This window comes from Jiangella alkaliphila (assembly GCF_900105925.1).
GTDB classification, from domain to species: domain Bacteria; phylum Actinomycetota; class Actinomycetes; order Jiangellales; family Jiangellaceae; genus Jiangella; species Jiangella alkaliphila.
Map to the genome: position 1 here is coordinate 6,393,021 of NZ_LT629791.1, position 13,889 is coordinate 6,406,909.

Sequence of the window (13,889 nt, forward strand, 5' to 3'; positions counted from 1 at the left end):
AGAAGAGCCACCGGATTGCGAGCAGCTCGATCCCTGCGGCGAGGACCATGCCCGCCGCGGTTGGGCCAGTCGTCGGAGCTGCGCGAGGCGCTCACAGACGTCAGACAGTGCGGCCTCGCGTCGAGGACGGCTCCGTCACGCCCAGCCTCGCCGCCCTGACCGACGCCGTCCTGGACCACAGCGGTCATCCGCTCGTGGCCGTCGGCGCCGTCCCACTCGACAGGGAAGCAGATGAGGATGAATACCCGGACGCTCGTATGCGTATACCCTCACGTGACATTCGCAGCCGCCGACCAGGCGAGCCGGACCCGGGCACTCATGACGAGGAGCGTGATCGACCTGCGCCGCCAGCAGGAGGGGCCGTTCGACGTCGTCAGCGCCTACGACGAGCACGGCCGGGAGCTGTACGCGTTCGCACTCCACGCGCTCGGCGACCGCGCGCAGGCCGAGGAGTGCGTCCAGGACACCCTCGTACGTGCCTGGCGGGCCCGAACGACCTATCGGCCGGACCGCGCCTCTGTCCGGACCTGGCTGTTCGCGATCGCGCGGAACCTCGTGATCGACACGCTGCGGGCCCGCCAACGCTGGCCGCGCCCGGTCGACACCACCCGGACCGAGGACCGGGCCGATCCAGCTGACGACGTCCGGGCCAGCCTCGACCGGCTCCTCGTCGCCGAGTCCTTGACCCGGCTGTCCGACGAGCATCGGCAGGTGATCGTCGAGGTCCAGCTGAACGGCCTGTCCTACGAGGAGTTGTCGCGGGTCACGCAGGTGCCGGTGGCGACGCTGCGCACGAGGATGTACTACGGGCTGCGGTCCCTGCGGACGGCCCTGAAGGAGGTGGGCGAGAGCCATGCCTGACGACCGGTCCCCCGCCGGCGGACGCGAGCGCGCCCGCGAACTGCTCGACCTCGGCGCGCACCGCGAGCTCACCACCATCGAGCAGCACGAGCTGACCCGGCTGCTGCACGAGCACCCCGGCGTCGAGTACGACGACTTCGCGCCCGAGCTAGTTGCACTCGCCGGAGCCGGGCCGATCCTGGACGAGCCGCCGGCACCGGCGCTGCGCGAGCGGATCGCCGCGACGGCCGAGCTCCCGGCCGCCGGTCCGCCACGCCGCTGGTCGCGCCCGCTCCTGGCCGTGGCTGCCGTCGCGCTGATCGCCCTCGGCGCAGCCGGCAACGCCGTCATCGGTACCCTGCTCGACGACGACGCTCCGACCGGCCCGCCCGGAACGCTCGGAGCCACCGAGACGATCGCCTTCGACGGCGAGCCGTCCGGGATCGACGTCGACGCGTCGGTGGTCGCACACACCTGGGGCACCGAGACGCTGCTCGACGTCGACGGACTGCCAGCCGGCGAGACGTACACCGTCGTGGTCATCGCCGTCAACGGCGACGAGTTCCCGTCGGGCGAGTTCATCGGCTCGACCGTTCCCGTGACGTGTGCCATGAACGCGGCGGTCCTCCGCCAGGACGCGGCCTCCATCGAGATCCGCGACGCCGATGGCGACACTGTCATGGCGTCGGAGCTCCCGCCCGCCACGGCCTGACGCCGATCAGGTACGCGGCGGCGCCCGCTGGCAGGGGTCAGCCGGATGGTACCGATCGGCGACTCGGCCGTGGAGGCAGGCGATCTCAGCGCGGGAGTGCTCGACCGCCGGCGACGTCTCGCCGTCCGCCACCGCGAGGTCGTGCCCGAGGTCGCGGGCTGCGCGGATCAGGTGCCTCTCGCGGCGGCGGCTGGTGCCAGGCGGACGGGCCTTCACGGTGGCGCGGCGGTTCCGGCGGTATCCGGTGACGGCGTCGAGCTCGGCCTCGGTGAGGGTGCAACCGATAACCTCGGGACGCAAGATCGCCGTCATGAATGCGCGCTCCGGCCCTCCGGCCCACCGGACCGCGACGATGATCGCCACGATGCCCGCGACCACTGTCACGGCCATGACCAGGAAGGTAACGGCGCTTCCTGCCGCCAATCGCCAGGGCGGAGTCCCACACGCCGTGCAGCACCACCGCGGCGAGCACGAGCGCGATCCCGTGGCCGGGCCGCCGCCGCTGGGCCACGGTCCCGATGAGGTAGATCAGCCCGGCCGAGAACAGCGCCGTGAACAGGGCATGGGAGACCACACCGGTGCCAGCCCGCAGGGCGAAGGTGCCGAGGACGCTGTCGACCTGGTCGGCACCGAAGTGCTCGGCCGCGGCGTTGCTGCCGTACAGCACGTCCTCCAGCACCTGGAAGCCCAAGCCCACGTAGGCGCCCACGATGAGGCCGTCAGACACCGTCCGGATGACCACGGGGGCGAGTCCGAGGAGCAGCAGGAAACCGATGCCCTTGGCGGTCTCCTCGACGAACGGCGCGGTGAGCCCGGCCTTCCAGTCCGCCGCCCAGCCCTGCCCGAAGAGCTTCGCGTGAGCGACATCATCGCCGCGTTGGCCGGCAGCGCGATGGCGAACGTGGCGGCGAACCCGCCGAAGACGAACGCTGCGACCGCGAGGCTCGCTGGCGTGCGCTCCCACCGGTCGACCCAGCGCAGGAACAGCAGGAACACCGCGGCGAAGGCGGCCGAGCTGAGCAGCGCCGCGACGTAGGCGTCCTCATACGCCGACGTCGTTCCCACCGTCAGGTGCCAGACGTGCCAGCTGCCGCTGACCACCAGCGCCACATACACCCACCAGCAGGCGTTGTGCGGCTGCCAGAACCGGAACCCGGCGCCCTAGCCCGTCGTGCGCTGAACGGCCGAGGCCGGAAGCTCGCGAGCTGCGGTCAGCAACCGCGTTCGAGAGGCAAGGCGAACAGCCCGACGGTGACCGCAGGGCGGCACATGCCGATGTGTCCCGACCCATCCGCGCCCGCTTCGGGTACGAACCATGGGTGTCCTGGAGCCGCACCGAGGAGACGAGCACCTTTGACGACCCGAGCCGTCAGCGAGTCGATCGTGGTGGCAGCGCCGGCGGCGGTGATCTTCGCGATCCTCGCCGACCCGCGCCAGCATCACCGTATCGACGGGTCCGGGTCGGTCCAGTCCATCGTCTCCGCCCCGGCGCGGCTGACCCTGGGTACGTCGTTCTCGGTGGGCATGCGCCTATTCGGCGTGCGCTATGTGATCACCAACCGGGTGGTCGAGTACGACGAGGACCGGCTGATCGCGTGGCGGCACTTCGCCGGGCACCGGTGGCGCTACGAGCTGCGGCCGGAGGGCGCCGGGCGCACCCGCGTCGTCGAGTCGTTCGACTACTCCCGCGTCGGCCCGCTGGCCACCGCGATCCTGCACGTCCTGCGCTTCCCGGCACGCAACCGCCGGGGCATCCAGGCCACGCTGCCCCGGCTCAAGGCCGCCGCCGAGGCCGAGCACCGTTCTGGCTGAGCCGTCCCGTCGCCTCAGCCGGGCAGGAGCCGCGCGTAGACGACGACGTTGTCGCTGTAGTCGCCGGACTCAGGCTCCAGGTCGCCGGCGCAGGTGATGAGGCGCAGCTCGGGACCGGGCGTGTTGGCGTAGACCCGCGCGCTCGGGAACGCGTCCTTGGCGTACTGCTCGACGCCGGTGACAGCGAACCGCGCTACCGTGCCGTCCTCGCGGGTCACCACGACCTCGTCGCCCTCGGCGAGCTCGTCGAGGTGACGGAACACGCCGTCGGTGCCGTTCCAAGTCAGGTGGCCGGCCAAGACCGACGGCCCGGACTCCCCCGGCGTCGGGCTCTCGTCGTACCAGCCGATCGGGTCCGGACCCTGCGGAACCTCCATGCTGCCGTCGCCGGTGAGACCGAGATCGATCACCTCCTGGCGCACCCCGAGCGACTCGATCTCGACGACGGCGGGCCGGCTCGCCGGGAGTGCGGGTGGAACCGCCGGTTCCGACGGTGTCTCGGCCGGTGCCGGCGACTCTGTGGCCGGCGGCGCCGTGGCTGGCGGCGCCGTGCTGGCCGGCGGCGCCGTGCTGGGCGGCGGCTGGACCGGCGACGGCGTGCTGGGCGGCGGCTGGACCGGCGACGGCGCCGTCGCCGCGGCCGAGCCGGAACCGTCGTCGGCGCAGCCGGCCAGGACCACGGCGAGCAACGCGGCCGCGGACAGCAGTGCCGGACGCGCCGACCGGCCCGCTCCGGCGGGCGTGCTGCCGGAGCGGGCCGTGGTCGCGGACGTGATCGTCACCGGGCGACGGCCCGGCGGCGTCGGAGCAGGCCGGCGCCGGCGACGCCGGCCAGGCCCAGCAGCACCGCGCCGGAGACGGCCAGGACAGCCGTGCCGTTGTCCGAGTGCGACGCGATGGCGCCGGCGCCGGTGTCGACACCGCCGTCGGGGATGTCGCCGATGTTGGAGCCCTCGATGATGCCGCACGACGCGGGCGCGGTGGCCTCCTGCGGCAGCGCGGGGTCCAGCTCGCTCGGGCCGGCCTCGGCGTCGTACTCGCCGTTGCCGTTGACGTCGATGCCGTGCTGGACGACGTGCAGGTTCCGCACCGCGGCCGCGGTGCCGTCCGGCAGCTCGCCGGAGCTGAACGTCCGGTTGTAGGCCACGTTGCCGTCCGCGTCGGCGACCGGCATCCGGTCCACGGCCAGCCCCGAGTCAGGCGACGAGTCGCCCTCGGTCGTCAGGGAGATGAAGATGTCGCCGTAGGACGGCAGGCCTTCGGCGGTGCTGACGATGCCGTCGCCGTCGGCGTCCGCGTCGCCCGTGGGACAGGTGAAGTCCTGTTGAAGGTCGGTGGCACCGTGGATGTGCTGGGCGTGTGGCTGGTTCGGCACCAGGCCGGTGGCCTCGATGTTCACCGTCAGGTCACCGTTGTCGGCCAGGGTGATGACCGCTGAGCCGCCGGCGCCGCTGTCGTTGAGCGAGCCCAGCGTGATGCTGTAGTCACCGGCCTCGCCCTCGCTGGTATCGCCGGTGCTGCCTGAGTGCCCCTCATGCGCCGAGACAGGCGCCAAGACACCGAGCGACAAAGCAGCGACAGCCGGAACGGCAAGGAACGCACGAGTGCGTCGCATAGCTGCGTCCTCCAGATTCATGGGAATCCCCACAGGGGGCTTGAGTAACCATTCGGAGCCCCGCCGGTTCCGGATGGGTCGATACAGGCACCAATCCGGTCCGGCACCGGCTCCGAACCCGTCGCATGGAGCAGCCCTCGCGACCGTCCGTGGCCGTGATCGGGTCCGGCGTCGCCGGCCTCACCGCCGCCTACCTGCTGCAGCGCCGCTACGACGTGCACCTGTTCGAGGCGGACGACCGGCTCGGCGGGCACGCGCACACGCACGACGTCGACGGCGCCGGCGCGCCGCTCGCGGTCGACAGCGGGTTCCTCGTGCACAACGAGCGCACTTATCCACTGCTGTTGCGGCTGTTCGGCGAGCTCGGGATCGCGACCACCGAGACCGACATGTCGATGAGCGTGAGCTGCGCGTCCTGCGGACTGGAGTACGCCGGCGCGCTGGGTCCGAACGGCGTGTTCGCGCAGCGCCGGTCCGTGGCCCGGCCGCGGTTCATCCGGATGCTCGGCGAGATCACGGCGTTCCACCGGCAGGCCCGGGCGCTGCTGGCGTCTTCATCCGGGCTGGACGGAGAGGAGACGCTCGGGGCGTTCCTCGCCCGGCACGGGCACACGGCGTACTTCACCGACCACTTCATGGTGCCGCTGGTGTCGGCGGTCTGGTCGGCCGGCCGGGCCGACGCGCTGGCCTACCCGGCCCGCTTCATGTTCCGGTTCCTCGACAACCACGGCATGCTCGCGGTCGGCGGATCGCCGCGCTGGCGGACGGTCAGCGGAGGGTCGCGCACGTACGTGGAGCGTGCCGCCAAGAACCTCACCTCGGTGCGGACGTCGACCCCGGTGCGCGGCCTGCGACGCACCGGCGACGGCGTGCTGGTGCGCGAGGAGTCGGACACGGTGCACCGGTTCGACCACGGGGTGGTGGCGACCCACGCGGACCAGGCGCTGCGGCTGCTCGAGGACCCGACGCCGGCCGAGCGGGACGTGCTGGGGGCGTTCGGCTTCTCGGTCAACGAGGCCGTCCTGCACACCGACGCGACACTGCTGCCGAAGGAGCGGCGGGCGTGGGCGTCGTGGAACCATCGAGTGCCCGCGTGCCGCGCCGGCGGTCGGCCGGTCCCGGCGCCGGTCGCGATCTCGTACCACCTGAACCGGCTGCACCGGCTGGGCGTGGCGGCGGGTGGGCGGGAGTACGTCGTCACGCTGGGGGCCACACAGCAGGTCGCCCCGGACGCCGTCGTGGCCCGAATGGTCTACGAGCACCCGATCCACACCGTCGAGACCGTGGCGGCGCAGCAGCGGCTGCCGGAGCTGGCCACCGGCCGGACGGTGTACGCCGGCGCCTGGCAGGGGTGGGGCTTCCACGAGGACGGCTGCGCGTCGGGCGCCCTCGCCGCGGCGCACCTGGGGGCCCGCTGGTGACGGCGCCGGCGCTGTATGCGGCGACCGTGACGCACACGCGCTACGAGCGGGTGCGCCGCACGTTCCGGTACCGCACCTTCCTGTGGCTGGTCGACCTCGACGACCTGCCGCGGCTGCCGCGTGCGCTGCGGGCGCTCGCGGCGTTCCGCGCCCGCGACCACTTCGCCGGCTCTGCGCCGACGATCCGGGCCGGGCTGGAGTCGTGGCTGGCCGAGAAGGGTACGTCTCTGGACGGCGGCCGCGTGCTCATGCTCACCAACGCCGCCGTGCTCGGCTACGTGTTCAACCCGATCACGGTGTTCTGGTGCCTGGACGCGGACGGCGCGCCGCGCTGCGTCGTCACCGAGGTGCACAACACCTACGGAGGCCGGCACGCCTACGTCCTGCGGCCCGACGAACACGACCGGGCGACGACCGCGAAGGAGCTGTACGTGTCGCCGTTCTTCCCCGTCGACGGCGGATATGCCATGACCGTCCCCCGCCCGGACCGCCGGCTGCGGCTGTCGGTCACGCTGTCGCGCCCCGGCCCCGGCGGTGCGAGCGAGCCGGCGTTCGCCGCGTCGCTGATCGGACGCCGCCGTGCCGCCACCGTCCCGGCGCTGCTCCGGCTGCTGCTGCGCTTCCCGTGGGCGCCGCTGCGGGTGAGCGCGCTGATTCGCTGGCAGGGCATCCGGCTCTGGCTGTGCCGGGTACCGGTGGTCCCGCGGCCGAAGGGGCATCAGACATGAGCGTGCTCACCGGCATCGACGCCGGCCGTTGGCCCGACGTCGCGACCTCCCCCGCGGCCGGTGCGGCCCGGTTGCGGGCGGCCCGGACGGCGGTCGGGTATGCCGCGCGGGTGGCCGGGGTCCGCGTGATGACGCCGGACGGGCCGCTCGGCGCCGGACCCGGCGCGCTCGTGCTCGAGGTCCGCCGGGCGCGCGAGTTCTTCGCCCGCATCGGCCGCGACGGGCTGATCGGCTTCGGCGAGGGCTACATGAGCGGCGCCTGGACCGCGTCGGACCTCACCGCCGTGCTGACCGCGTTCGCCTCCCGGCTGACCAGCCTGGTGCCGCCGCCGTTGCAGAAGCTGCGCCGCCTGGTCCAGTCGTCGGCACCGGCGGCGGAGGTCGCCGACCGCGCCGGTGCCCGGCGCAACGTCAGCCGCCACTACGACCTCTCCAACGACCTGTTCGCGCTGTTCCTCGACCCCACCATGACGTACTCGTCGGCGCTGTTCGCCCCCGGCGACGACCTCGAACGGGCCCAGCTGCGCAAGATCGACGCCGTGCTCGACGCGGCCGCCGTCCGGCCCGGCGCGCGGGTGCTGGAGATCGGCACCGGCTGGGGCGCGCTGGCGGTCCGCGCCGCCACCGAACGCGGGGCTCACGTCACGAGCGTCACGCTGTCGGAGGAGCAGGCCCGGCTGGCCCGCTCCCGCGCCCACGCCGCCGGCGTCGCGGACCTGGTGGACGTGCAGGTACGCGACTACCGCGACGTCCGGGGCCGCTACGACGCCGTCGCCAGCGTCGAGATGATCGAAGCGGTCGGGGAACGGCACTGGCCGGACTACTTCGCCGCGCTGGGACGAGCGCTGCTGCCCGGCGGGCGGGTCGGGCTGCAGGCGATCACCATGCCGCACGAGCACCTGCTCGCGACCCGGCACTCCTGGACCTGGATGCACAAGTACGTCTTCCCCGGCGGGCTCATCCCGTCCGACGTCGCGATCCGGGCGCACGCGCTGCGCGACGGCGGGCTGACGGTCCTGCACCGGCGATCCTTCGGCGCCCACTACGCCGAGACCCTGCGACAGTGGCGCGAACGGTTCCAGGCCGCCGCCGACGCCGTCGCCGCGCTCGGCTTCGACCCGGTGTTCCAGCGGATGTGGGAGTTCTACCTCGCCTACTGCGAAGCCGGCTTCCACACCGGCCGCCTCGACGTCGAGCAGTACACCCTCAGCGCGGGAGGAGTCCGATGACGACCACTGCGGAGCAGCCGACCACCGCCGACCAGCTGAACGGCCTGCTGGCCGCCGTCCTGGGGGCCGAGCCGCAGGTCCGTGTCCGGGCCTGGGACGGCAGCCTGGCCGGCCCGGCCGACGCACCGGTCGTGGTGATCCGGTCGCCCATGGCGCTGCGCCGGATGCTGTGGCGGCCCGGTGAGCTGGGGCTGGCCCGCGCCTACGTCGCCGGCGAGCTCGACGTCGAGGGCGACCTCGGCGCGGCGTTCTCGCACGCGCGGGCCGCGTTCGCCGGTCTGAGCGCCCGGCCGCGACCGGGCGCCGTCCGCGCGGCCTGGCGTGCCGCTCGCGAGTGGCGGCTGGCCGGCGCGCCGCCGCCCCCGCCCGAGGAGGCCCGGCTGCGCGGACGCCGGCACACCCGGCGGCGCGACCGCGCGGCGATCAGCCACCACTACGACCTCGGCAACGACTTCTACGAACTGCTGCTGGACGAGACCATGGCGTACTCGTGCGGCTACTGGTCGCCGGAGGTGCCCGACGGCGACGGCGCGGCGGCGTCGCGGGCCAAGCTCGACCTCGTCTGCCGCAAGCTCGAGCTGCGCCCCGGCGACCACCTGGTCGACATCGGCTGCGGCTGGGGCTCGCTGGTGGTGCACGCAGCCCGCGAGTACGGCGTCCGGGTCACCGGCTACACCATCTCGCGCGAGCAGGCGTCGTACGTCCAGGAGCGCATCGAGCGGGCCGGGTTGGGTGAGCGGGCGACGGTCCGGCTGCGCGACTACCGCGAGATCGACGACACCGCAGCCGACGCCGTCGCGTCGATCGAGATGGGTGAGCACGTCGGCCGGCGGAACTACCCGGAGTACGCCGCGGTGCTGCACCGGACCGTCCGGCCCGGCGGCCGGCTGCTGCTGCAGCAGATGTCCCGAGGCCCGCACGCGGCCGGCGGCGGCGCGTTCATCGAGGCCTACATCGCCCCGGACATGCACATGCGCCCGCTGCCCGACACGCTGCGCATGATCGCGGCCGCCGGGTTCGAGCTACGGCACGTCGAGGCGCTGCGCGAGCACTACGTGCGCACCGTCCGGTTCTGGGCCGGCCGGTTGGAGGAGCACTGGGCCGAGGTCGTGGCGCTGGCCGGCGAGCGGACCGCGCGGGTGTGGCGGCTCTACCTCGCCGGTGGGGCGGCCGCGTTCGAGGAGGGCCGCATGGGTGTCGACCAGGTGCTGGCGGTGCGGCACTGATGGGCGGCGTCGCGTGGGCCGGCCTCGGGGTCAACCTCGGGCTGACCGCCGTGGCCGTCGTCGTGCTGATGGCCGGCGTCGTGCTGTGGGTGGCCCGCGGCGGCGCCGTCGTCGTCATCGACACCGTCTGGGGTGCCGGGTTCGCGCTGGTCGCCGTCGTGACCTGGCTGGCGTCGGCCGGCGACGGCGACGGCGTGCTGCGGGCGCTGGTCACCGTCCTCACCGTCATGTGGGGCGTCCGCCTCGCCGTCCACCTGCACCGGCGCAACCACGGGAAGGGCGAGGACCCGCGCTACGAGGACCTGTTCGCCCGGCACGCCGGCGGACGGACCCGGGTGGCCGCCCTCTGGGTCTGCCTGCCGCAGGCCGTCATCCTCTGGTTCGTCTCGCTGCCGGTGCAGGTCGCGCAGTACGTGACGATCGAGCCGGCGTGGTGGCTGGTGGCGCTGGGAGTGCTGGTGTGGGCGGTCGGGCTGGTCTTCGAGGCCGTCGGCGACGCGCAGCTGGCCCGGTTCAAGGCCGACCCGGTCAACCGCGGGCGGATCATGGACCGCGGGCTGTGGCGCTACACCCGGCACCCGAACTACTTCGGCGACGCCAGCGTGTGGTGGGGCCTCTACCTGTGCGCGTGCGTCACCCGGCCGGGCGCGGCCACCGTGCTGTCGCCGCTGCTCATGACGTTCTTCCTGGCCCGCGGCACCGGCAAGCCGATGACGGAGCAGCGCATGGCCGACCGGCCCGGCTACGCCGAGTACGTCGAGCGGACCAGCGGCTTCGTCCCCCTGCCGCCACGTCACAGGGGCCGGTGAGCGCGCGGATGGGGTACGAGTCCCGGACATGAAGGTTCTCGTCGCCGGCGCGACCGGCTATGTCGGCAGCCGCCTGGTCCCGCGGCTGGTCGCCGCCGGGCACACCGTCCGCTGCCTCGCCCGCGATCCCGGCAAGCTCCGCGACCAGCCCTGGGCCGGCGACGTCGAGGTGGTGCGCGGCGACGTGCTGGACTGGGCCGGCCTCGATCCCGCCCTGGCGGACGTCGACGTCGCCCACTATCTCGTCCACTCGCTGACGTCGCGCGGGTTCGCGTCGACGGATCGACGGGCGGCGGGGCGGTTCGCGGCGGCCGCCGCGCAGGCCGGGGCGCGCCGGCTGGTCTACCTGGGCGGGCTGCACCCGCCGGAGACCGCCGGCCTGTCGGACCACCTGGCCTCGCGCACCGAGGTCGGCCGCATCTTCCTCGACGCGCCTGTCCCGGCCGTGGTGCTGCAGGCCGGCGTCATCATCGGGTCCGGCTCGGCCAGCTTCGAGATGCTGCGCTACCTGACCGAACGGCTGCCGGTCAGCGTGACGCCGCGCTGGGTGCACACGCGGACGCAGCCGATCGCGATCCGCGACGTGCTCGCGTACCTGGTCGCCGCGACGGAGCTGCCGGGCGAGCCGAACCGGACCTTCGACATCGGCGGGCCGCAGGTGCTGACCTACGCGGACATGATGCGCGGCTACGCCAGGGCCGCCGGCCTGCCGCGGCGGGTGATCGTACCGGTGCCGCTGCTGACGCCGTGGCTGTCCGGGCAGTGGGTGAACCTGGTGACGCCGGTGCCGCGGTCCATCGCGATGCCGCTGATCGAGTCGCTCGAGCACGAGGCCGTCTGCCGCGAGGACGACCTGCGCTCGCTGTTGACGGAACCGGCCGACCCGACGCCGTACGCGCGAGCGGTCGAGCTGGCGCTGGCCCGCATCCGCGAGGCCGACGTCGAGAGCCACTGGTCGACGGCGACGGCGCCGGGCGCGCCGTCCGACCCGCTGCCCAGCGACCCGTCGTGGTCCGGCGGCACGGTCCGCACCGACCAGCGCTCGGTGCGCTGCGACGTCCCGCCGGAGCGGCTGTGGCGGGTCATCGAGGGCATCGGCGGCCAGAACGGCTGGTACTCGTTCCCGCTGGCCTGGGCCGTGCGCGGCTGGGCCGACCGGCTGGCCGGCGGGGTGGGACTGCGCCGCGGCCGCCGCGACCCGGCCCGGCTGCACCTCGGCGAGGCGCTGGACTGGTGGCGGGTCGAGGCGATCGAGCGCGGCCGGCTGCTGCGCCTGCGCGCGGAGATGAAGGTGCCGGGCCAGGCCTGGCTGGAGATGTCGCTGACGCCGGACGGCAACGGCGCCGTCTACCGCCAGCGCGCCGTGTTCGTCCCACGCGGACTGGCCGGCCAGCTGTACTGGTGGGCGCTCTGGCCGTTCCACGGGCTGATCTTCGGCGGCATGGCCCGCAACATCGTCCGCACCGCATCGCGACAGGGCGAAGCCGGGGCGTTCCGGTGAGCGACCGGAACGCCCCGACGCTTCCCCGCATGGATCACATCGGCGGCATGAGCACGCCGTCGATCAGATAGACGGTCGCGTTGGCCGTCGTGACGCCGCCGCAGATGACGTTGGCGCCGTTGACCGTCAGCGCGTCCGCCGTGCCGGCGACGGTGACCGGTGCACCCTGGACCGTGGCCTGCTCGCCGACCACCTGGTCGGGCGACAGCTGGCCGGGCACCACGTGGTACGTCAGCACCGTCGTCAGCAGGTCCGCGTCGGTGGCGAGGGTGTCCAGCGTGCCCTGGTCGACCGCGGCGAACGCGTCGTCCACCGGCGCGAAGACGGTGAACTCGGCGCCGTTGAGCGTGTCGACCAGGTTGACCTGCGGGTTCAGCTGGCCGGACACCGCGGAGACCAGCGTCGTGAGGATCGGGTTGTTCGACGCGGCCACGGCGACCGGGTCGTCGGACATGCCCTCGACCGAGCCCTCGCCGTCGGGGACCTGGGAGGCGTAGTCGGCGCAGCCCGGACCGACCGGGCCGGCCATCGGCTCCTCCGTCATCTCGTCGGCCGGCTCGTCGGCCGGTTCGGTGGTCTCCTCCTCGGGTGCGGAGGTGCTGTCGCCGTTGCCGCTCGCCGTCGAGTCGTCTCCGTCGTCGTCACCGCAGGCCGCGAGGGTCAGCGTCAATGCCGCCATCGCGGCCATGATCACCGGGGTCTTCCTGGTCAGAAGCTTCATGGTGCGTCCTTTCCACTGACGTCCGGGGTTCCCCAGTTTCTTTGCTGGGTTTCTCTCATGCGCCTTTCGAAGCCGGCATCGCCGCGGATTGGTGTGTGCGGGAATTTCTTCGAAAGAGGCAAAAACCAATCCGCCGAACGCCGCGCTCCGAACGACCGTCGACAAGGAGATCGACCACTCGAAGACGACAGCCGAAGGTGGCCCACATCCATGACGGAGTTCCGCTCGACGCCGGCGCGTGGCACCCCACGGCGGACGGACGACGGCTTGGGCGGACTGTTGAGGAGATCGGCAGCGGGCGACGAGGAGGCGTTCGAAGAGCTCTACGAACGCACCGCGCCGGCGATCTACGGAGTCGCGCACAAGGTCCTCCGCAATCACGCGCACGCCGAAGAGGTCACCCATGACGTCATGCTCGAGATCTGGAGATCATCGAACCGGTACCGCACGGACCGAGGCAGCGCATTCAGCTGGGTGCTGACCATCGCGCACCGGCGGGCCGTGGACCGGGTCCGACAGGAACAGTCGGCCACCCGACGTGATCTGCGCGACGCCGAGCTGGACTCACGGCGCGCCTACGACGACGTCGTCGAGACGACCGAGGCACATCATGAGCTGGAGCAGCTCCAGCTCTGCCTCGGCCGGCTGACCCCTGTTCAGCGCGAATGTGTGCGGCTGGCCTTCTACCACGGCTACACCTACCGCGACGTGGCCCGCATGCTCGACACCCCGCTGGGAACGGTCAAGACCCGGCTGCGCGACGGGCTGTTGCGGTTACGCGCCTGCATGGAGGGACGATGAGGCGGCGCACGCCCAACCTCCACACCCTGGCCGCCGCCTACGCGCTGCACGCTGTCCCGCCGGACGAGGTGGCGCCGTTCGAAGATCACCTGGGCGTCTGCACGTCGTGCCGGTCCGAGGTGATCGAGTTGCGTGAGGCCGCGGTTCGGCTCGGCGCGACGGTGGCGATCGCACCGCCACGGAGGCTCAAGTCCCGGCTGCTTCGTGAGATAGCCGAGGTCCGACGGCTGCCGCCGCTGCCCGCGCCTGAGTCGATCAGGCGCCCGCGATGGACCGTGGCCCAGAGTGGTCCGGTCGTCCAATCCACACGTCGATGGCGATCGCTTGTCCCCTATCGACGCAAATGACGGTCGACCGAGTGCTCAATTCACGCCGATCTCTCTCCTCGACCAATCCGCGACCCACCGGTCTCCGAATCGTCATGCGAGAGGTCACTCTCGACTGTGCCGACGACTGAGTCGGCACAGCGATCAA

Annotated in this window: 15 protein-coding genes and 1 pseudogene; 11 read left to right on the top strand and 5 right to left on the bottom strand. The window is 72.8% G+C overall.

Features of this window, described 5'->3' with window-relative positions:
• Positions 1–318 precede the first annotated feature (318 nt).
• Together BLV05_RS29530 and BLV05_RS29535 are read left to right on the top strand one after the other, a co-directional pair.
• Positions 319–861: a sigma-70 family RNA polymerase sigma factor gene (locus BLV05_RS29530; protein WP_046773088.1), complete on the top strand. Its 543-nt coding sequence runs from the start codon at positions 319–321 to the stop codon at positions 859–861.
• Entirely contained in the window at positions 854–1,552 is a 699-nt protein-coding gene (locus BLV05_RS29535; RefSeq protein ID WP_052763234.1) for a hypothetical protein, read from the top strand. The genes BLV05_RS29530 and BLV05_RS29535 overlap by 8 nt, the downstream gene beginning before the upstream one ends.
• A gap of 6 nt (positions 1,553–1,558) precedes the next feature.
• Here the strand turns inward: BLV05_RS29535 and BLV05_RS37930 are convergent, their stop codons facing one another.
• Together BLV05_RS37930 and BLV05_RS38885 are read right to left on the bottom strand one after the other, a co-directional pair.
• The gene (locus tag BLV05_RS37930; protein WP_052763233.1) at positions 1,559–1,942 is read right to left on the bottom strand and encodes a hypothetical protein; all 384 of its coding nucleotides are present in this window, start codon (positions 1,940–1,942) and stop codon (positions 1,559–1,561) included.
• Between the two features lie 91 nt (positions 1,943–2,033).
• Positions 2,034–2,516: pseudogene (locus tag BLV05_RS38885) on the bottom strand (PrsW family glutamic-type intramembrane protease); the annotation flags it as partial.
• A gap of 389 nt (positions 2,517–2,905) precedes the next feature.
• On the opposite strand from BLV05_RS38885, the gene BLV05_RS29545 reads away from it, so the two are divergent.
• Positions 2,906–3,364, top strand: coding sequence for an SRPBCC family protein (locus tag BLV05_RS29545; protein ID WP_046773083.1), 459 nt, complete (start codon positions 2,906–2,908; stop codon positions 3,362–3,364).
• A 14-nt stretch (positions 3,365–3,378) separates the two neighbouring features.
• Here BLV05_RS29545 and BLV05_RS29550 read toward each other — a convergent pair whose 3' ends face one another.
• A complete protein-coding gene (locus BLV05_RS29550) occupies positions 3,379–4,146 on the bottom strand; it encodes a class F sortase (RefSeq protein ID WP_052763231.1) in 768 nt (255 codons plus the stop codon).
• Entirely contained in the window at positions 4,143–4,919 is a 777-nt protein-coding gene (locus BLV05_RS29555) for a hypothetical protein (RefSeq protein ID WP_063932670.1), read from the bottom strand. Before BLV05_RS29555 ends, BLV05_RS29550 begins: the two co-directional genes overlap by 4 nt.
• A gap of 185 nt (positions 4,920–5,104) precedes the next feature.
• Between BLV05_RS29555 and BLV05_RS29560 the strand changes: the two genes are divergently transcribed.
• Genes BLV05_RS29560 through BLV05_RS29585 form a run of 6 tightly spaced genes read left to right on the top strand, consistent with a single transcriptional unit; the run spans position 5,105 to position 11,893 of the window.
• Complete coding sequence (locus BLV05_RS29560; RefSeq protein ID WP_083421432.1) at positions 5,105–6,400, top strand: NAD(P)/FAD-dependent oxidoreductase; 1,296 nt, start codon at positions 5,105–5,107, stop codon at positions 6,398–6,400.
• 26 nt (positions 6,401–6,426) lie between these two features.
• Positions 6,427–7,128 carry a DUF1365 domain-containing protein gene (locus BLV05_RS29565; RefSeq protein ID WP_197683394.1) on the top strand — a complete coding sequence of 234 codons (702 nt, stop codon included), beginning with the start codon at positions 6,427–6,429 and terminating at the stop codon, positions 7,126–7,128.
• On the top strand, positions 7,125–8,357 hold the full coding sequence (locus BLV05_RS29570) for a class I SAM-dependent methyltransferase (protein ID WP_046769774.1): 1,233 nt from the start codon (positions 7,125–7,127) through the stop codon (positions 8,355–8,357). Before BLV05_RS29565 ends, BLV05_RS29570 begins: the two co-directional genes overlap by 4 nt.
• Entirely contained in the window at positions 8,354–9,583 is a 1,230-nt protein-coding gene (locus BLV05_RS29575; RefSeq protein ID WP_046769773.1) for an SAM-dependent methyltransferase, read from the top strand. The genes BLV05_RS29570 and BLV05_RS29575 overlap by 4 nt, the downstream gene beginning before the upstream one ends.
• Positions 9,583–10,392, top strand: coding sequence for a DUF1295 domain-containing protein (locus tag BLV05_RS29580; protein ID WP_046769772.1), 810 nt, complete (start codon positions 9,583–9,585; stop codon positions 10,390–10,392). Before BLV05_RS29575 ends, BLV05_RS29580 begins: the two co-directional genes overlap by 1 nt.
• Before the next feature lie 28 nt (positions 10,393–10,420).
• A complete protein-coding gene (locus tag BLV05_RS29585; RefSeq protein WP_083421433.1) occupies positions 10,421–11,893 on the top strand; it encodes an SDR family oxidoreductase in 1,473 nt (490 codons plus the stop codon).
• 34 nt (positions 11,894–11,927) lie between these two features.
• Here the strand turns inward: BLV05_RS29585 and BLV05_RS29590 are convergent, their stop codons facing one another.
• On the bottom strand, positions 11,928–12,614 hold the full coding sequence (locus BLV05_RS29590) for a fasciclin domain-containing protein (protein ID WP_083421434.1): 687 nt from the start codon (positions 12,612–12,614) through the stop codon (positions 11,928–11,930).
• Between the two features lie 210 nt (positions 12,615–12,824).
• On the opposite strand from BLV05_RS29590, the gene sigK reads away from it, so the two are divergent.
• Positions 12,825–13,415 (top strand): ECF RNA polymerase sigma factor SigK, encoded by a 591-nt coding sequence (gene sigK / locus BLV05_RS29595; RefSeq protein ID WP_046769612.1) that lies wholly within the window; start codon positions 12,825–12,827, stop codon positions 13,413–13,415.
• A complete protein-coding gene (locus BLV05_RS38890; RefSeq protein ID WP_152690822.1) occupies positions 13,412–13,762 on the top strand; it encodes an RskA family anti-sigma factor in 351 nt (116 codons plus the stop codon). The genes sigK and BLV05_RS38890 overlap by 4 nt, the downstream gene beginning before the upstream one ends.
• Positions 13,763–13,889: the final 127 nt, after the last annotated feature.

Coding starts and splice junctions, on each gene's coding strand:
- BLV05_RS29570 (WP_046769774.1), top strand. CDS start 7,125: ATGAGCGTGCTCACCGGCATCGACGCCGGCCGTTGGCCCGACGTCGCG.
- BLV05_RS37930 (WP_052763233.1), bottom strand. CDS start 1,942: ATGGCCGTGACAGTGGTCGCGGGCATCGTGGCGATCATCGTCGCGGTC.
- BLV05_RS29560 (WP_083421432.1), top strand. CDS start 5,105: ATGGAGCAGCCCTCGCGACCGTCCGTGGCCGTGATCGGGTCCGGCGTC.
- BLV05_RS29590 (WP_083421434.1), bottom strand. CDS start 12,614: ATGAAGCTTCTGACCAGGAAGACCCCGGTGATCATGGCCGCGATGGCG.
- BLV05_RS29575 (WP_046769773.1), top strand. CDS start 8,354: ATGACGACCACTGCGGAGCAGCCGACCACCGCCGACCAGCTGAACGGC.
- BLV05_RS38890 (WP_152690822.1), top strand. CDS start 13,412: ATGAGGCGGCGCACGCCCAACCTCCACACCCTGGCCGCCGCCTACGCG.
- BLV05_RS29585 (WP_083421433.1), top strand. CDS start 10,421: ATGAAGGTTCTCGTCGCCGGCGCGACCGGCTATGTCGGCAGCCGCCTG.
- BLV05_RS29580 (WP_046769772.1), top strand. CDS start 9,583: ATGGGCGGCGTCGCGTGGGCCGGCCTCGGGGTCAACCTCGGGCTGACC.
- BLV05_RS29535 (WP_052763234.1), top strand. CDS start 854: ATGCCTGACGACCGGTCCCCCGCCGGCGGACGCGAGCGCGCCCGCGAA.
- sigK (WP_046769612.1), top strand. CDS start 12,825: ATGACGGAGTTCCGCTCGACGCCGGCGCGTGGCACCCCACGGCGGACG.
- BLV05_RS29530 (WP_046773088.1), top strand. CDS start 319: ATGACGAGGAGCGTGATCGACCTGCGCCGCCAGCAGGAGGGGCCGTTC.